Here is a 19,268-nt window from a genome sequence, read left to right as displayed (position 1 = left end):
GCACGCTCGCCGCGTTGTCGGGATCACCCCGACACACCCAGTAGCGGGGCGACCCTCCGCCTTGCGATCGCACGCACCGGACGCCGCCGAGCCCCGCCCTCCGGGCGGACGGCGCTACTTTCGAAACAGGCCCTAGCTTGATCTTTAACCTGTGCGGCGTGGACGTGGAGTCGTTGACTTTTTCGTTCGTCGCTTGGCGGAACCTGGTTTGCCGACTGTGTGCACGTCATAGCGGGCAGTGGGCTGGTCGTTCTTGCGGCCGGGTGGGCGTCCTGGACCGGGCCGGGCGGTTTTCGGTGCTCCGGCTGGGCAGGCGGCCTTCGTGCGGAGGTGCCGAAAGTCGCGGCGGACTCGGGCGGGGGTGAGTCTGTCGGGCGGGGCCGGCTTCTCCCACGGCCGTCGGAGGTCTGCCGCCAGTGGGCGTGCGAGCCGGAGCTGAGTGAACGCGGCGACGATCAGCCAGGTCCAGCGATCGGCGGCTTCGGGGCTGCGGATCTTCGGGCAGGTCCAGCCCAGGGTCTGTTTGAAGAGCCGGAAGGTGTGTTCGATGTCGAAGCGTCGCAGGAATGCCTGCCAGAGCAGGTCGACGTCGGCCGTTGTGGCGTCGGTGCCTGACCACCACAGCCAGACCGGCTTCGGTGTCGCGCCGCTGGGCAGGTGCTCGACCCGCAGCCGGATCACGGTGCCCTCGATGACCGGCAGGGCACCCAGCTCGGCGGTCCAGGCCGAGCGGTGGGTCAGTCTCGGGTGGAGCCGGTCCCAGGCCCGTGCGACGGCAGTGCCGTAAAGGCGTGTCGCAGTCACCGTCTGCGCGTCGGGGGCGCCCCAGGTGGCCGGGTCACCGAACACGAACTCGCCGCCGTGACGGGGCGGCCGCCCTCGGAGACGGGGCTCACGGGGTGGTACCGCGCGTCGAAGTACGCGGTCCGAGCGCATCCGGCCCAGCACCTGCACCGGCAGGTCCTTCAGCAGGAAGGCCAGACGTGGCACGTCGTATCCGGCGTCCACCACGATCAGGATCTCCGGGTCGCCGTCTTTCCACTGCCCGGCTGTGATGAGCCGTTCGATGAGCTCGCGCATCTGCCTGGCGGTGACGGTGGCAGCGTCGTCGCCCGGTGCCAGACGTAGTGCGTCCAGTGGTGCGGTCCAGGAACTGCGGCCCGTCTCAAGCGCGCAGATCACCGAGTACGGCCAGCCGGGAACTGGGATGTGCTGGTCCTTGCCCCGGCCGTAGGTATGGCACAGGATTCGCTGCGGTGAGGTGTGGGCGCTGGGCCGCAGCCAGCAGGTGAGGTCGGCGGCAAGGACGAGGCGGCCGTCCGACGCGCGCGGCAGCGGCATCGTGGCGAGGGCCCGTCGCAGCCGGGTGACATCGACCCGGCCTGCGGCCAGGGCGTCGTAGAGCCCGCCGTGTCCCCGCCGGTGTTCGCCGACCAATGACAGTTCCACCAGGGAACGGACCGGCCCGTCCGCGCACAACACCGCGTCCACGAGTTCGAACAGTCCATCCGCACGCCTGGTCAGACAGGAGTAGAACTCACCCCGGAAGCGTGACAGTCCCGCAATCGGATCCTGTCGGACGACGTGATGCGACAGACTCATCCCCACGGCCTTCGTGCTGAGCGTTGTGTGTTCCTTGGTCGGATCACATGCTCAGCCGAAGGCCGCCCGCATGTACCGCAGTTACCAGTCCGAGTGATCAAGTACGAGGACTCGTTCGGGCCCCGAGGTTAAAGATCAAGCTAGTCGGACGTCTTCTTGGTCGTGGAGAACGCCACCGCGGCGGCGACGAGGAAGAAGAGGACGCTGATGAAGTCGGAGTCTTCCTTCCACACCGTGTTCAGGTCGCTGAAGTGGTCGAAGAAGATCTCCGTCACCGAGAGCGGCAGCTGCTTGCTGATGATGATCGCTTCGCCGAGCAGCTGGCCGAGGTACACGCCGAGCAGCGCGAAGACACCGCTGATGACCGGCAGGGCGGGGTTGCGGCCGCCGAGCTTGCCGGCGGCGAAGCCGACGATGGCGCCGACGCCCACGGCCGCGTAGCCGATCTCGTGCTTCGTGGCGCCGATGATCGCACCGTAGATGCCGGCCGCGACGAGGGCTGCCACGAGCGCCACGAGGATGCCGAGGCCCACGTTGCTGCGTGCCGGTGCCACCGGAGCGAACGGTGCACCGCCGCCGAACGGGGCGCCGACGGGCTGCTGGCCCGCGAACGGGTTGCCGGTGGGGGCGCCGGGCTGCGGCTGGCCGGGCTGGGGCTGGCCGGGCTGGGCGGCGTACGGGTTGCCCTGCTGCGGCTGGGCGTCGTACGGCTGGTTCGGCGGTGGTACGGGCGTGCTCATGGTGGGTTCCCCCTGGGACTGTGGCGCACGAGTGTGCGATGAGTGACGCCGCAGGCTAGCAGTCGGTTCCGACATCGACCCACCGGAATCCTTGGGGGAACTGCGATCAGAGCCGGTGCGCGGCCCCCGCCGGGGTCGCGCCACGGGTGTCCAGGAGGAGCTGAGCCTTCACCGCGAGGCCCTGGAGGTCGTAGGTGCGGTGGTGCTGGAGCAGCACCGTCAGATCGGCGCTGGAGGCGGCCTCGTACAGCGAATCGGCACGGGGGACCGGGAGTTCACGTACCCGCCAGTCCAGGACGTGCGGATCGTGGTAGCCGATCTGCGCCCCCATGTCCATCAGCCGGGTGGCGATCTCGCGGGCGGGGGAGGCCTCCTGGTCGGCGAGGTCGGGCTTGTAGGTGACGCCGAGGAGGAGGATCCGGGCGCCCCGGACGGATTTCCCGTGTTCGTTGAGGAGGGTGGCGCAGCGCTGGATCACGTACTGCGGCATGCGGTCGTTGATCTCCTGGGCGAGCGAGACCATCCGCAGCGGGTGTCCGGGGGTGCGGCTGTTGTACGGGAGGTAGCCCGGGTCGACCGGGGCGCCGTGGCCGCCGACGCCGGGGCCGGGGCGGAAGGGCTGGAAGCCGAAGGGCTTGGTCTCGGCGCACCGGATGACGTCCCACAGGTCGACGCCGAGGTCGTGGCAGAGCACGGCCATCTCGTTGACGAGCGCGATGTTGACGTGTCGGAAGTTGGTCTCCAGGACCTTCGTCATCTCGGCCTCGCGGGGGCCGCGGGCGCGGACGACCTTGTCGGTGAGCCTGCCGTAGAAGGCGGCGGCCGATTCGGTGCAGGCGGGGGTGAGGCCGCCGATGACCTTGGGGGTGTTGGCGTAGACGTGGGCGCGGTTGCCGGGGTCGAGCCGGGTGGGGGAGTGCGCCAGGTGGAAGTCGCGTCCACCGCGCAGGCCGGAGCCCTCTTCGAGGAGGGGGAGCAGGAAGTTCTCCGTGGTTCCGGGGGGCACGGCCGATTCCAGGAGCACCGTGGTGTGGGGGCGCAGCCGGGCCGCCAGGGCGCGGGCCGCGTCGCCCACGCCGGTGAGGTCGAGGGTGCGGTCGGGGCCGAGGGGGGTGGGCGCGCAGATCACGGCGGTACGGACCCGGCCCAGCTCGGCCTGGTTGGTGGTGGGGCGGAATCCGCCGGCCAGCATCCGGCGGATGTCGGACGCGGTGAGCGATCCCTCGACGGGGGTGCGGCCGGCGGAGAGCTCCGCGAAGGCCCGGGGGTCGGTGTCGTAGCCGATGGTCTGGATACCGGCGGCGACGGCGGCTTGGGCGAGGGGCAGGCCGAGGTGACCGAGTCCGATGACGGCGAGGTCTGCAGGCACGTGGGTGGCCGTCCTTCCCTAAGACCATGAGGAGTGAAAGCGCAACTGCTGGGGACAGCGCAATGTCAGACTAGGCGTAAATATGACCTATATGTCGCATTACGCGGTCCCCGTCGTCGGGGTGTTGTCCACAGGCGGTGGCTGAAGTCGCGGAGCGCGGACAGAATCGAGAGGTGGGCACGGGCGCCCGACCGCGCGGTCGGACCGCATCCCCGTGCCGGACCACCCCGATCTACCGGGAGGCAGCGGTGAGGACAGCGACACTGGGACCCGCGGAGCGCGCCGAGGCGCTCGCCGCGATGGCCGAGCGCGAACTGGACGTGCTGGTCGTGGGGGCGGGCGTGGTCGGCGCCGGGACGGCGCTGGACGCGGTGACGAGAGGGCTCTCGACCGGGCTGGTCGAGGCGCGCGACTGGGCGTCGGGCACGTCGAGCAGGTCGAGCAAGCTGGTCCACGGCGGGCTGCGCTATCTGGAGATGCTCGACTTCGCGCTCGTCCGCGAGGCACTGAAGGAGCGCGGGCTGCTTCTGGAGCGCCTCGCTCCGCATCTGGTGAAGCCGGTGCCCTTCCTCTACCCGTTGCAGCACAAGGGCTGGGAGCGGCTGTACGCCGGCTCGGGCGTCGCGCTGTACGACGCGATGTCCGTGTCGTCCGGACACGGCCGCGGACTGCCCGTGCACCGTCACCTCTCGCGCCGCCAGGCCCTGCGGGTCGCACCGGCACTGAAGCGGGACGCCCTGGTGGGGGCCCTCCAGTACTACGACGCCCAGATGGACGACGCCCGCTACGTGGCGACGCTGGTGCGTACCGCCGCGGGGTACGGCGCGCAGGTGGCGAACCAGGCCCGGGTGATCGGATTTCTCCGGGAGGGCGAGCGCGTCGTCGGCGCCCGGGTGGAGGACGTCGAGGCGGGTGGTGTGTACGAGGTCAGGGCCAAACAGGTGGTCAACGCCACCGGCGTCTGGACGGATGACACCCAGGCGCTGATCGGCGAGCGCGGGCAGTTCCACGTGCGCGCGTCCAAGGGCATCCATCTGGTCGTCCCGAAGGACCGCATCCACTCCTCCACGGGCCTGATCCTGCGCACCGAGAAGTCCGTACTCTTCGTGATCCCGTGGGGGCGGCACTGGATCGTCGGGACGACGGACACCGACTGGGACCTGGACAAGGCGCACCCGGCGGCGTCCAGCGCGGACATCGACTATCTGCTCGAACACGTCAACTCGGTCCTGGCCACCCCACTGACCAGGGATGACGTCCAGGGCGTCTACGCCGGGCTGCGCCCGCTGCTGGCCGGCGAGTCGGATGCGACCAGCAAGCTGTCGCGCGAGCACACGGTGGCACATCCGCTGCCGGGCCTCGTCGTCGTCGCGGGCGGGAAGTACACGACGTACCGGGTGATGGCCAAGGACGCCGTCGACGAGGCGGTGCACGGCCTCGACCAGCGGGTCGCGGAGTGCGTCACGGAGGACATCCCGCTGCTGGGTGCCGAGGGCTACCGCGCCCTGTGGAACGCCCGGGCCAGGATCGCCGCCCGGACCGGCCTCCATGTCGCCCGGGTGGAGCATCTGCTGAACCGTTACGGCTCGATGACCGAGGAGATCCTGGAGCTGATCGTCGCCGATCCGGCGATGGGCGAACCGCTGCCGTCCGCGGACGACTACCTGAAGGCCGAGATCGTGTACGCGGCCTCGCACGAGGGGGCGCGCCACCTCGACGACGTACTGACCCGGCGCACCCGGATCTCCATCGAGACCTTCGACCGGGGCACCCGCTCCGCACGGCTGTGCGCGGAGCTGATGGCGAAGGTGCTCGGCTGGGACGAGGGACGGATCGAGCGCGAGGTCGCGCACTACGAGAAGCGGGTGGAGGCGGAGCGGGAGTCGCAGCGCCAGCCCGACGACCTGACGGCGGACGCGGCGCGGCTGGGAGCGCCGGACATCGTGCCGATCTGAGGGCTGCCGGTCCTGGCCCCGCCCGCCGCCCGTCCACCGGTCGCTCCTCACCCCCTCCGCGGGCGGCCCGCCGCCCACCGCCCGTGCCCCCACCGGGCGGGGCGGTGGCCCGGGCGGGGCGGGGGCACGGGCAGGCGGGGGAACTCCGGCGTTCACAGCGTGGGTTCGAGCCCTCGGTGGTACGGGAAGGGGGCACACTCCCCGGGGCGGTGCGTCAGGTTGGCCCGGGAATGGGGTGGTTCGAAGCGCCGCTGTGAGCGGCGGGCCGTGGTAGGCAAGGGGGGACGCCCGGGCGAGATGTGGTTCGCTGGGCGCAGCAGAGGCAGAGCGGGGCGGGGGCCCGCGGTCGTGACCCGGCAGCGCCGCGCGTACGGGCCGGGCCGAAAGAATCACTTCCGTCGGCCACTTATGACGGTCCCCGGACCCGGCACCAGGACCGGTCCCGGGGTGAGGGACAATGAACGCTCTGCCAGGGCGGGTTGATCGCAGAGGGGACGCATGTCGGAGGCGGAGCAGGCACGGGAGCCCCAACGGGACAAGGACGGACGTCTTCTCGCGGGGCGGTACCGGCTCGGAGAGGTGCTCGGCCGGGGCGGAATGGGCACGGTCCACCGCGCCGTCGACGAGACGCTGGGCCGCACGGTCGCGGTCAAGGAACTGCGGTTTCCCTCGGCGATCGACGACGACGAGAAGCGCCGGCTCATCACGCGCACGCTGCGTGAGGCGAAGGCAATCGCCCGGATCCGCAACAACGGCGCGGTCACCGTCTACGACGTGGTCGACGAGGACGACCGGCCGTGGATCGTCATGGAACTCATCGAGGGCAAGTCGCTGGCCGAGGCGGTGCGCGAGGACGGCGTCCTGACGCCGAAGCGGGCGGCCGAGGTCGGCCTCGCCATCCTCGACGTGCTGCGCTCGGCCCACCGCGAGGGCATTCTGCACCGCGACGTGAAGCCGTCCAACGTGCTGATCGCCGAGGACGGCCGGGTCGTGCTGACCGACTTCGGGATCGCCCAGGTCGAGGGCGACCCGTCGGTCACCTCCACCGGCATGCTCGTCGGTGCGCCCTCGTACATCTCGCCGGAGCGGGCCCGCGGGCACAAGCCGGGACCGCCCGCCGACCTGTGGTCGCTCGGCGGACTGCTGTACGCGAGCGTGGAGGGCTGCCCGCCGTACGACAAGGGATCCGCGATCGCGACCCTGACGGCCGTGATGACGGAGCCACTGGACCCGCCGAAGAACGCGGGCCCGCTGGAGGAGGTCATCTACGGGCTGCTCGCCCGGGACCCCGAGCAGCGGCTCGACGACGCGGGCGCGCGGGCCCTGCTCAACGCCGTGATCGACGCTCCGGAGCAGCCGGTGCTCCCGGTGCCGACGCCGGCCGACGCCACCCAGGTGATGGCGCTTCCCAAGAACGTGGCCGACGCCCCGCCGAAGGCGGCGCAGAAGCCCGGTGAGACGGGCGAGGGCGCCCGCGACCGGCTGCGCGGGGCGCTGCGCTCCGTACGGAACGCGAAGGCGGGACCCGCCGCGGCCGCCGGAGCGGGAGCGGGTGCCGTGGCATCGGCTCCGGCCCGGCCGGCCACGGCCCCCACAACGGCCGCGGCCTCCCCTTCGGGGGCCGTACCGCCGCCGCGTCCGGCCACCTCGCCGGTCCCCCCGCCCCGCGCGTCCCTCACGGACGTGGTGCCGCGCCGCACGCTGGCGGTCATCGCGGCCGTCATCGTGCTCGCCGTGCTCGGCACGGTCCTCGCGCTCACGCTCGGCGGGGACGACAAGGGTTCCGGCAACGCGGGCAAGGCCAAGGACGGCACGTCCGCCTCGGCCGGCGCCGCCGGAGCCGACGGCAGCGGTTCCGCTGGATCCGGCGGCTCCGCCGGCACGGAGCAGGGCAGCGGCAAGGAGCAGGGCAAGGACGAGCAGGGCAAGGACGAGCAGGGGACGGACGGCGCCCAGGGCGGGAGCGACGACTCGGGCAAGGGCTCGGACGACTCGCAGGGCGACAAGCAGGACGACGCCGTGCCCGCCGGTTACAAGAGGGTGGAGAACAAGAAGTTCCACTTCTCCATGGCGATGCCCGAGGACTTCCGTTTCGACAAGACGGCGGGGGCCAACTCCGGCGCCATCTACAACGTCAGCGGCGGCTTCCCCCGGATTCAGGTGGACTACACCAACTCGCCCGGAGGCGACGCGGCCGCGGCCTGGAACGCGGCCAGGGCGGCGGTCGCCGGCACCAGCAACGGTTACCACCACCGCGGCATAAAAAAGGTCCAGTACAACGGCTACCCGACCGTCGCCGACTGGCAGTTCGAGCGTACGCAGCAGGGGCAGCGGGTCCGGGTGCTCAACCGGGGATTCAAGGTCGACGCCGGTCATGGGTACGCGATCATGATCAGCTGCCCGGCCGGCGAATGGGACGGTGCGGAGTGCCGGGCGCTGCGCAAGACCGCGTTCGACACGTTCAAGCCGCTCGACTGAGGCAAGCCGGCCGGCCGGGTTGCGCCGACCCTGCCGCGCGGCCGCCGCTTGCCACGTATTGTGAGAGCTCGAAGACCGTACGCAGCCGAAGCCACAAGTCAATTGCGCAGTACCTGACTGCGATTGACGGTTTTCGTGCGGTCTACGTGACCGGGGGACAGCGCGCTCTGGGGAGGCGTCGTGGACGACTATGCGGGTCGGGTACTTGCCGACCGCTACCGCCTTCCGCTGCCCCCGTCCGACGAGTACGAACTGGTCGAGACCCGGGCGTTCGACACCTACAGCGGCCAGGAGGTCCTGGTCCGTCAGGTGCCGTTGCCCGAGGTCGTGGACGCCGAGGTGCTCGATGCCGACGGGTTGCCGACGGCGGCGCGGAGGACGAGCGGGCGCACGGTGCGGCGGTCCACCGATCCGGCGGTCCGGCGCGCCATCGAGGCCGCCCAGGCGGCGGCCCAGGTGCCCGACCACCCGCGCCTGGACCAGGTCTTCGACGTGTTCGCCGAGGCCGGTTCGCTCTGGATCGTGAGCGAACTGGTCGCGGCCCGGCCGCTGGCGGCCCTGCTCGCGGAGCAACCGCTCAATCCGTACCGGGCCGCGGAGATCGGCTCCGACGTCCTGACCGCGCTCCGCGTGCTGCACGCCCACGGCTGGACCCACCGCAACATCACCGTGCGGACGGTGCTCGTCTGCGACGACGGGCGCGTGGTGCTGACCGGTCTGGCGGCCGGGGCGGCGGAGGAGGCCCTCTGCGGGTACGTGCCGGTGCCGCGTGCCGACGACGGCGACGGCGAGGAGGGCTACGGCGGCCCCGCGGTCGAGTCGGGGCCCACGGGCCCCTACACCCCGCCCGCGGTCGAGGCGCCCGGACCCGATCCGCGCGCCACCTCCGCGCTGGAGCCCGGGGATGCCCGTCCCTACGGCCCGGCCGCGGCCGGACCCGGGCACGACGATCCGTACGGCCCGGCCGCGGCCGAGCCCGAGCCCGAGCACGACGATCCGTACGGCCCGCCCGAGCTCCCCGGCTCCCGGGGTCCCGCGGCCATCGAGTCGGGGCCCGGGGCCAGCCCGGTCCAGCCCTACGGGGCCGGCGAGCTGGAGTCGGTGCGCCGGCCCTCGCCGCCCGCACCGCCCGCCACCGTGCCCGTCCCCGCCTCCGAGGCCGGCAGTGCGCAGGCGCGGGCCGCACGGGCGGGCGCCATCGCCGCGTACCGCGCGGGCGCCCGCGCCGCCGCCCGCATCGGCGAGGAGGAGCGCCGGGCGCAGGCCGACGAGGCGCAGGACACCGGCACGCTTCCGGTCCAGCGGCCCGCCCATCCGCAGCCGGCCCCCGGCCGCCCCGGTCTCCCGGCCGGGTACGACGCCGACAACCCGTACGACGAGGACCTCTACGACGACGAGGATCCGTACGACGACGAGGGCGACGACGGCCCGCCGCCCCGGCGGCTCCATCTGACCGGCTCCTGGGACGACGGCCCCGGCCGCGGGCGTCCGGTGCCCGCCGGGGGCTCCAGCGAGGACGCCCTGCGTGCCGACTCCCGGCGGCAGGGGGCCGCCCCGGCCGTCCGCCCGCAGCTGCCGGCCACCACCCGTGAGGCCTCCCCGGGCCGCTGGGACGAGATCGTCGCCGAAGGCCGTGACGCGTCGGCGTACCGCGGCCCCGCGACCACACTCGCCGCCGAGCGGGCCCGGCAGGCCCGGATCGCCGTCGTCGGCGCGGTCACCGAGCGCTGGGCCCCCGAGCAGGCCGGCCCGGTCCATGAGAACTGGCAGCTGGCCCCGCCCATCGGTCCTTCCACCGACCTCTGGGCGCTCGGTGCCCTGCTCTACCGCGCCGTACAGGGCCACGCCCCGTACCCCGAGGAGAACGCCGCCGAGCTCGTCCAGATGGTCTGCGGCGAACCTCCCGCGTACGCCGAGGAGTGCGGCCCGCTCCGGCCCGTCGTCGAATCGCTGTTGCGTCAGGACCCCACCGAGCGGCCGGACTTCGAGGAGCTGCGCGGCTGGCTGCGCTCCCTCGTGCGGTCGGCGCCCGAGCCGGAGGCCGGTCTCGACGTAGTGACGCTGCCCTCCCCCGATGCCACCCGGCTCCCCGTCGTACGCCGCCGCGGTGAACTCGTCCGCAAGCGCCGCGGCCGCCGGGGCGGGGCGGCGCACGGCCGGCACCGGCACACCAAGGAGCGGCTGGAACCGGCGGAGCGGGCCCCCCGCCCCGTGCGCGAGCCCAGGAACCCCAAGCCGCTCCGGGAGCCCAAGGGGCCGAAGGCGCTGCGTACGCCGCCCCGCCCGCAGCAGGGTGAGGAGCGGACGCCGCGCCGGCTCGGCCGGCTGCTGCTCGTCCTGATCCTGCTGCTCCTGGCCGCGGCGGTCGCCTACGCGGTGATGTTCATGCCCAAGTCCGGTTCGGAGTCCGGGGCGGGCGCAAGCCCCTCCCGCACCGCATCGGGAGCGCCCGACCCAGGCTCCCCGGACTCCGGGGAGCCGTCGCCCACGCGCTCCTCCGGAGCACAGCAGCCGCAGACCAGCCGCTCCGCCGTCGCACTCGCACCCGGCTACACCCTGCGCAAGGACGCCGAGGGTTTCGAGATCGGGGCGCCCAAGGGCTGGCAGCGCAGCCCCGCCGACGCGAACCGCCGGATCCGTTACGGAAGCGACGGCTTCAGCCTTCTGGTGGTCCCCGGCCGCGACACCGTGAAGGCCAACGGCGCGGACCCGCTCGACTACCAGCGGGACAAGGAGCCGGAGTTGAAACAGTTCCGCGACTCCAGCTGGGCGTCGGCGAGCGGACTGCGCCGGATCGACGTCGGCCGGCAGGCCATGGCGGAGGGTCAGTTCACCTGGCAGGACGCCGAAGGCCGCGAGGTCTACGTCCGCAACCTCGTGATGGTCGTCGAGGGCCGCTACCACATCCTCCAGGTCATCGGCCCGGAGGCACAGCGCGACAAGGTGACCGAGATCTACCAACAGGCCAGTGTCTCCTACCGTGTGACGAAGTGAATCCGCACGGTGGCGACAGCGCGCGACCGGGTCCGCCGCGGCAGAGCGACAAGCATCACAGTGCGATTTCGTGAGTGGTGCGAGGTTCCGTGGTCGTACTTCCCCTCCGTAACCTGTCATCCGAAGGAACGGGGCGGGGACACGTGGATCGATCACAGAGCACGGAAGCGGGACTGGTACTGGCCGGGAGGTACCGGCTCGGCGAAGTCCTGGGGCGCGGCGGCATGGGCAAGGTCTGGCGCGCTCATGACGAGGTGCTGCACCGCACCGTCGCCGTCAAGGAGCTGACAGCCGGGCTGTACGTCGCCGAGGCGGACCGGGTGGTGCTGCACGCGCGTACCCAGAAGGAGGCCCGCGCCGCCGCCCGCATCACGCACCCCGGCGTGGTCACCGTCCATGACGTGATCGAGTACGACAACCGGCCGTGGATCGTCATGCAGTACGTCGACGGCCCGTCACTCGCCGACCAGGCCAAGGAATCGGGCGAGATCGAGCCGCGCGAGGCCGCCAGGATCGGTCTCCACGTGCTGGGTGCCCTGCGCGCCGCGCACGGTGCCGGGGTGCTGCACCGCGACGTGAAGCCCGGCAACGTCCTGCTCGCCCGGGACGGCCGGGTGCTGCTGACCGACTTCGGGATCGCGGCGATCGAGGGCGACTCGACCATCACCAGGACCGGTGAACTGGTCGGCTCCATCGACTACCTGGCGCCCGAGCGGGTCCGCGGCGGTGACCCGGGCCCCGCCTCCGATCTGTGGTCCCTGGGCGCCACGCTGTACACGGCGGTCGAGGGACGCTCGCCGTTCCGTCGCACCTCCCCGATATCCACGATGCAGGCCGTCGTGACCGAGGAGCCCCCGCGGCCGGACCGGGCCGGGGCGCTCGCCCCCGTCATCACGGCGCTGCTCCGCAAGGAGCCCGAGGACCGGCCGTCGGCCGCGGAGACGGAACGGATGCTGCTGGAGGCCATGGAGGGGCGCGAGCCCCGGTCGGCCCAGGCGTACGTCCCCACTCAGCGGCTCCCCGAGGAGGTCCTGCACGCGATGGGCGCCGACGGCGCCTCCGGCGGCGGGATACCGGGCGGCGGCACGGCCCAACTGCCCTACCCCGTTCCGCCCTCCGGCCCCGCGCCGGTCACGCGGCGAAGCCGCTGGCGGACCACGCTCCTGGTCATCGCCCTGGCTGCCCTGGTGGGCGGCGGTGCGGGCATCGCCGCGATGCTGTACGCGAACCGCACGGAACCGGGCACCGGCAGCGGCGGCACGGCGTCCCACGGAACCCGGTCGCCGGGACGGGCCACCGCCACTCCGACGCCCACCCCCAAGCCGACGTCCGCAGCGGACCTGGTGCAGGCGGACGTACCGGACGGCTGGCGGCGCGTGCAGGACCCCGCCGGGTTCAGCATCCTCATGCCGATCGGCTGGGAGCGCCGGGTGGAGGGCACCAACATCGATTACACCCCGGACGACGGTGTGCACTACTTCCGCGTCAGCGTCGACCCGGCGCCCGACTTCGAGGACTCGTACACGCACATGCAGAACCTGGAGACGAGCCTGCGCGAGCGGCTGCCGGACTACCGGAGCCTGGAGCTGAACACCAACGTCTACCGTGACTGCCCCGGATCGATCTGGGAGTTCACCTGGACCGAGAAGGGTGCCGCCGGGCCGCGGCACGCCATCGACCAGATGTACTACGCGCAGGAGGGCGGCCCGGAGTACGCGCTGTACATGACGGGGCCGGAGGACGACTGGGACATCACCCGGGACCAGTTCGCCACGATGCTGCGCAGCTGGCGCGCCCCGGTCGACTCCAACTGACCCGGCGGACCGCCACAGGTCCGAAGCCGCCCCACGGACCGGATGGTCACGGGGGAGATACCGCGGAGAATACCCCTGATCAGGGGTTATTCGGCCAGTGATCACTGGCTCGATCGGTGAGCGGTCGCAGAGGGCTGTTGTGGGGAGTGTGAAAAGCTGTTACCCACGGGTACCCAAAGCATCCGGCTCGACGTACTCTCGCCCTCATGACGGACTCGCAGGCCTCCACGTCCACCTCCGCCGCGGTTGTCGGGACCAACCCCGTGGCCGCCGCGCCCGCGGGCGCGCGCACGGCCGCCGATGTCGTGACGCCCGAGGTGATCGCCCAGCTGACCCGGGGCGTCGTCGGCTCCGGCCGTACGGCCAACCACACCCCCTTCACCGGCGAGAAGCTGGCCGACCTGCCCGAGTCCACCCCCGAGGACGTGGCGACCGCCTACGAGCGGGCCCGCGCCGCCCAGCCCGCCTGGGCCGCGATGCCCGTCCGGGCCAGGGCCGCCGTGCTGTTGCGCTTCCACGACCTCGTACTCGACCGCCAGTCCGAGGTCCTCGACCTCATCCAGCTGGAGACCGGCAAGGCCCGGCTGCACGCCCACGAGGAGGTGCAGGCGGTCGCCGTCGCCGCCCGGCACTACGGCCGCAAGGCCGGTTCCTATCTGAAGCCGAAGCGGCACACCGGCGTCGTACCGACCCTCACGAAGGTCACCGAACTGCGCCAGCCCCGCGGCGTCATCGGCCAGATCGCACCGTGGAACTACCCGCTCGAACTGTCCGTCGGCGACGCGCTGCCCGCGTTCGTCTCCGGCAACGCCGTCGTGATGAAGCCCGACACGGAGACCGCGCTGACCGCGCTGTGGGCCCGTGACCTGCTCATCGAGGCCGGGCTCCCGGCCGAGGTCTTCCAGGTGGTGCTCGGTGACGGGCCCGTCGTCGGCCCCGAGATCGTCAAGCACGCCGACTACGTCTCGTTCACCGGCTCCACCCGCACCGGCCGCGAGGTGGCCCAGGGCGCCGCGGCCCGGCTCGTCGGGGTCTCGCTGGAACTCGGCGGGAAGAACGCCATGCTGGTCCTGAAGGACGCCGACGTGGAGAAGGCCGCCGCCGGCGCCGTCCGCGCCTGCTTCTCCTCGGCCGGCCAGCTCTGCATCTCCATCGAGCGGCTGTACGTCCACGAGTCCGTCGCCGACGACTTCGTGGCCCGGTTCGCCGCCCGCACGAAGGCGATGCGGCTCGGCAGTTCCCTCGCGTACGGCGCCGACATGGGCTCGCTCGTCGGCGAGCGCCAGCTGGAGACCGTCAGCCGGCACGTCACGGAGGCCGTCGAGAAGGGCGCCACGCTCGTGGCGGGCGGCGTGGCCCGCCCCGACATCGGCCCGCTGTTCTACGAGCCGACCATCCTCGACGGCGTGGAGGCGCCGATGGCCGTCTGTGGCGAGGAGACGTTCGGGCCGGTCGTCTCCGTCTACCGCTTCAGCGACGAGGACGAGGTCGTCGCTCTGGCCAACGCCACCCCGTACGGCCTCAACTCGAGCGTCTGGACCAAGGACGGCAGGCGCGGCCACCAGGTCGCCGCCCGGCTGCGGACCGGCACGGTCAACATCAACGAGGGGTATGCCCCCGCGTACGGCAGCGTGCAGTCCCCGATGGGTGGCATGAAGGACTCCGGTCTCGGCCGCCGCCACGGCTCCGAGGGCATCCTCAAGTACACCGAGGCCCAGACCGTCGCCCAGCAGCGGCTGATCCCGCTCGCCCCGGCCTTCGGAATGGACGACGCCAGGTACGCGGCGTTCATGAGCCGCAGCCTCAAGGCGATGAAGGCCTTCCGCCTGCGCTGACCGCCCTGCCCGACCCCATCCCGCCCCGCCCAGCTTTTTTCGTACCGCACCGAGGAGAGCCATGTCCCAGGTCAGCCCTGCCCGGAATCAGTCCGTGGACCCGGAAGGAACCGATGACGACGCGGCGTACGACTACGACGTCCTCGTCGTCGGTTCGGGCTTCGGCGGAGCGGTGTCGGCGCTGCGGCTGACCGAGAAGGGGTACCGGGTCGGCGTCCTGGAAGCGGGCCGCCGTTTCACCCCCGGCACCCTGCCCAAGAACTCCTGGGACCTGAAGAACTACCTGTGGGCCCCCGCCCTCGGCCTCTTCGGTATCCAGCGCGTCCACCTGCTCGGCAGCGTGATGGTGCTGGCCGGCGCGGGTGTCGGCGGCGGGTCGCTGAACTACGCCAACACGCTGTACGTGCCCCCGGCGCCGTTCTTCGAGGACCAGCAGTGGGCGCACATCACCGACTGGCAGGACGAGCTGAAGCCGTACTACGACCAGGCCAAGCGGATGCTCGGGGTCCGGCTCAACCCGACGATGACGCCCTCGGACGTCCACCTGAAGGCGACGGCCGAGGTGATGGGTGTCGGCGACACCTTCCACCTCGCCCCCGTCGGCGTCTTCTTCGGCGACGGCAAGGACGCCGACGGTACGGCCAGGGCGAAGCCCGGCGGCACCGTGGCCGACCCGTACTTCGGCGGCGCGGGCCCCGCCCGCAAGGCCTGCACCGAGTGCGGCGAGTGCATGACCGGCTGTCGGCACGGTGCGAAGAACACCCTCAACGAGAACTACCTCCACCTCGCGGAGAAGGCCGGAGCGGTCATCCACCCGATGACGTCCGTCGTCGCGGTCACGGACGACCCGGAGGGCGGCTACCGCGTCTCCACCGTGCCGACCGACCGCCGCAGGAAGGCGAAGCCCACAGTGCTGCGCGCACGCAAGGTGGTCGTGGCGGCGGGGACGTACGGCACCCAGACCCTGCTGCACACGATGAAGGACCAGGGGCTTCTGCCCCGAATCCCGGCCCGCCTGGGCGAGCTGACCCGGACCAACTCCGAGGGCCTCGTCGGCGCGCAGACCTCCGACCGCCGCTACCGCAAGAAGCACGGCACCAAGGCCGACTTCACCAAGGGCGTCGCCATAACCTCGTCGATCCACCCCGACGAGAACACCCACATCGAACCGGTCCGCTACGGCAAGGGATCGAACGCGATGGGCGGCCTGACCATTCTCCAGGTCCCGTACAGCACCCACCGGGTGCTGGCCTGGCTCGGCAACATCGCCAAGCACCCCACCCTGGCCGTGCGGTCGCTCTCCAACCGGCGCTGGTCGGAGCGGACCATCATCGGGCTCGTCATGCAGTCGCTGGACAACTCCCTGACCGCGTACCGCAAGCCCCGCGGCATCGGGAAGGGGCTGCTCACCGCCCGCCAGGGCCACGGCGCGCCCAACCCGACGCAGATCGCCGAGGCGACGCAGAGCGCGTCACTGCTCGCCGACGAGATCAACGGTTTCCCGGGCTCCAACATCGGCGAGCTGATGGGCACCCCGCTCACCGCGCACTTCCTCGGTGGCTGCCCGATCGGCGCGAGTGCCGAGGAGGGGGTCATCGACCCGTACCACCGGCTGTTCGGTCACCCGGGCATATCGGTCGTCGACGGTTCGGCGGTCTCCGCCAACCTGGGGGTCAACCCGTCGCTGACGATCACCGCGCAGGCGGAGAGGGCCATGTCCTTCTGGCCCAACAAGGGCGAACAGGACCCGCGCCCGGCGCAGGGCGCGGGGTACGAGCGGCTGGCGGCGGTGGAGCCCCAGGCGCCTGCCGTCCCGAAGGAGGCGTTCGGCGCTCTGAGGCTGCCGTTCCTGGAGATGCCCGCGATACCGCCGAGGAAGGCCACGAAGGCGGAGTGACGGAGCAGGGGGGCGGGGCCGGGACAGCGCAAGGGGCTGCACCCCCCTCCGAGTGCAGCCCCTCACGCTCTACCGGTGAAGCCGCGTTACGGATGTGACCGGTGGTTCCGCATGCATGACCTGCGGAGCGCCCGGATGGTTGCCCCCGGGCCGGCGACTTTCCGGTGTGAGGTCGGTCACGCTCCGCTGCGTACCCGATCCGTGATCCGCACCCGCGCAACTATTCCGGCATGCCCGTGGTCGTACCCGTGTCGCTGTCACAGCGGTCACACAGCTCCCGACGACCCCAAGGGCCCGAGATGAGAAGCACGACCCCGAGAGCAAGGCTCCGTCGCGTCACCGGAGGTCTCGCCGCTGCCGGCCTGCTGGCCGCCGGTGCTCTCGTCCTGAACACCCCGGCGCAGGCAGCGGTCCCCGAGTTCACCCTCGGCGGCCCCGCCGACACCGCCCTGCACCCCTACCCGGCCACGGGTACGGCGCAGAAGGCGACCCTGGACTTCACGGTCGACAACCCGTCCGAGGACGAGGAGAACGGGACCTTCGGCGAGGAGTACACCGTCCGCTTCGACCTCAGCGGGATCGCCGGGGTGGCGGACGTGTCGTTCAGCAACGAGGGCAGCAGCGACTGCGAGACCACCGGCACGACCGCCACCTGCCACGACTGGGGCATCTTCCCCGGCCTGAGCACCCTCGCCGAGCTGGAGCTCACCGCGGCGAAGGGCAGCAAGGACGGCGACTCCGGGACCATCGAGGTCACAGCCGAGGCGGAAGGCGCCACCTTCCGGTCCTTCTCCGCCCACGTCGGCATCGGCGGCCCGGACCTGTCGATGAAGCGGCTCCCGTTCAGGACGAACCTCGAACCCGGCGACAGCCAGCCGGTGCCCATCACCTTCACCAACAACGGCACGCGCGCGGCCGACGGGGTCCTGCTCACCCTGCGCCACAGCCGCGGCATGGCATTCACCGAGCGGTACCGGAACTGCGAGTACAGCGAGGGCGAGCCGGGCAGCGCCTTCCCCGGCGACTGGGCCACCGCCCTGTGCACCTTCGACGGCAGCTACGAGCCGGGCGCCACGTACACGCTGGCAGAGCCGCTCACCGTCCAGGCCACCCCGCGCGCCTTGTACGACACCTTCCTCTACCGCATCGCGGAGGGCGGCGCGGCCGCCCTCGCCGCGGAGCGGGGCGGTACGCGGTACAGCTCCGGCACGGGCGCCGCGCTGACCCTGCGCAAGGCCCCGGCGGCACGCACGGCAGACCTCGATCCGTACGACAACCAGCAGGAAGTCGACTTCCGGACCGCCAACAGCGCCGACTTCGCGGCGTACGGAGCACGGGCCGAGGGCGCCGCGGGCGACTCGGTCGAGGTGACGGTCGGCTTCCGCAACCGGGGGCCGGCCTGGGTCGGGAACATCCGCTCCGGCGAGGACGTCGCCACGGTGGACATCACCGTGCCCGAGGGTGCCACGGTCCTCGACAAGCCCGCCTCCTGCCGCGGTGTGACCGCGGACGGCGGGTACCGCGAGAACCAGAAAGCAGCCCCGCGCTACTTCTGCTCCACGCCGATGTCCGTCAACGAGGACACCGACTTCGCCCTCCCCTTCGAGCTGAAGATCGACAAGGTGGTCCCGGGGGCGTCGGGCAAGGTCTGGGTCCGCAACATCCACCTCGGCGCCCCCGGCCTGGACTTCGACCCGAAGCCCGCCGACAACACCGCCTCCCTGGTGCTGAACGGCAAGGACCCGGGCACGGGCTCCACCGGCGGCACCACCGGTGGAGCCACCTCGGGCTCGGGTGGATCGACCGCTGCGGGCGCTTCCACCGGCGGCTCCCAGGACAGCGGTGGAGCGGCCGGCGCCCCGAGCGGTTCGACCGGCTCGTCCTCGGCCGGCAGCACCACCGGCGGCGACGGCGGCGGTGACACCGGGGGCGGGCGCGGTCTCGCCTCCACCGGCTCGGCCGCGCTGATGACCGGCGGCGCGGCTCTCGTGGCCCTGGTCGCGGGCGGCGCCCTGTACGCGGCGTCCCGCCGCCGCGCGACCCGCTGACACCCCCGGGCCGCACGGCACGGGAGTAACGGCACGCCGGTGAAGGACGGAACGCCGGCAGGGGGCGGCTGAGCAGGAACGGCTGGAGGCAGGAGCAGCCGGAACAGGGAACGGCCGGAACAGAGACCAGAAGCGAGAACGGCCGGATCGAAGAACGGCCGGCTCCGGGCGTCCCCGGAGCCGGCCGTTCGTGAAGAGACCGGCGAACGGTCCCTCCGAGTGACCGGGCTGCTGTCCCCTGCCGACCGGTCACGCACGCCGGTGCGCGGTCCCACGGCGTACGTGCAGTACGCCACACACCCCGGCGGAGCCACGCGTGGTTTCCTTCCAAAGCCGCCCCTGGCTGGCACGGACACCGGGACCAACGAAGCCGTACGGGGCCCGGTCACGCGCCGTACGGGTGAGACTCCGCCCGAACAGGGATACGCCCGTACAGCCCTGGTAACCCCTGGGCGTCTGACGACCTCCCCCGCGGTGGAGAAGGGGCTCCCGACGCCCTGCGACCGCGCTTGCGCCGTTGTCGCCGGTCAACGGCG

General features: G+C 72.1%; 10 protein-coding genes. 7 read left to right on the top strand and 3 right to left on the bottom strand.

What is annotated here, in order from left to right; translation table 11 throughout:
• Positions 1-144: 144 nt before the first annotated feature.
• From OG538_RS13905 to OG538_RS13895, 3 genes are all read right to left on the bottom strand, one after another.
• Positions 145-1,602: an NF041680 family putative transposase gene (locus OG538_RS13905; protein WP_406093517.1), complete on the bottom strand. Its 1,458-nt coding sequence runs from the start codon at positions 1,600-1,602 to the stop codon at positions 145-147.
• Positions 1,603-1,742: 140 nt separating this feature from the next.
• Positions 1,743-2,342 carry a hypothetical protein gene (locus tag OG538_RS13900; protein WP_406093516.1) on the bottom strand — a complete coding sequence of 200 codons (600 nt, stop codon included), beginning with the start codon at positions 2,340-2,342 and terminating at the stop codon, positions 1,743-1,745.
• 106 nt (positions 2,343-2,448) lie between these two features.
• Positions 2,449-3,711 carry a nucleotide sugar dehydrogenase gene (locus OG538_RS13895; protein WP_406093514.1) on the bottom strand — a complete coding sequence of 421 codons (1,263 nt, stop codon included), beginning with the start codon at positions 3,709-3,711 and terminating at the stop codon, positions 2,449-2,451.
• A gap of 248 nt (positions 3,712-3,959) precedes the next feature.
• Between OG538_RS13895 and OG538_RS13890 the strand changes: the two genes are divergently transcribed.
• From OG538_RS13890 to OG538_RS13860, 7 genes are all read left to right on the top strand, one after another.
• Positions 3,960-5,666 (top strand): glycerol-3-phosphate dehydrogenase/oxidase, encoded by a 1,707-nt coding sequence (locus OG538_RS13890; RefSeq protein WP_406093512.1) that lies wholly within the window; start codon positions 3,960-3,962, stop codon positions 5,664-5,666.
• Between the two features lie 498 nt (positions 5,667-6,164).
• Entirely contained in the window at positions 6,165-8,144 is a 1,980-nt protein-coding gene (locus OG538_RS13885; RefSeq protein ID WP_406093510.1) for a serine/threonine-protein kinase, read from the top strand.
• 180 nt (positions 8,145-8,324) lie between these two features.
• A complete protein-coding gene (locus OG538_RS13880) occupies positions 8,325-11,138 on the top strand; it encodes a protein kinase (protein WP_406093508.1) in 2,814 nt (937 codons plus the stop codon).
• A gap of 143 nt (positions 11,139-11,281) precedes the next feature.
• Positions 11,282-12,952: a serine/threonine-protein kinase gene (locus OG538_RS13875; protein WP_406093506.1), complete on the top strand. Its 1,671-nt coding sequence runs from the start codon at positions 11,282-11,284 to the stop codon at positions 12,950-12,952.
• Between the two features lie 206 nt (positions 12,953-13,158).
• Positions 13,159-14,787 carry a succinic semialdehyde dehydrogenase gene (locus OG538_RS13870; RefSeq protein WP_406093504.1) on the top strand — a complete coding sequence of 543 codons (1,629 nt, stop codon included), beginning with the start codon at positions 13,159-13,161 and terminating at the stop codon, positions 14,785-14,787.
• Positions 14,788-14,848: 61 nt separating this feature from the next.
• Complete coding sequence (locus OG538_RS13865) at positions 14,849-16,684, top strand: GMC oxidoreductase (protein WP_406093502.1); 1,836 nt, start codon at positions 14,849-14,851, stop codon at positions 16,682-16,684.
• A gap of 299 nt (positions 16,685-16,983) precedes the next feature.
• Positions 16,984-18,732, top strand: a complete 1,749-nt coding sequence (locus OG538_RS13860) for a peptidase (RefSeq protein WP_406093500.1) — start codon at positions 16,984-16,986, stop codon at positions 18,730-18,732.
• Positions 18,733-19,268 lie beyond the last annotated feature (536 nt).

Origin of the sequence: Streptomyces sp. NBC_01013 (assembly GCF_045162765.1) — a bacterium.
In the GTDB taxonomy this organism is placed as follows: domain Bacteria; phylum Actinomycetota; class Actinomycetes; order Streptomycetales; family Streptomycetaceae; genus Streptomyces.
This window is presented reverse-complemented; position numbering and strand designations above follow the sequence as displayed.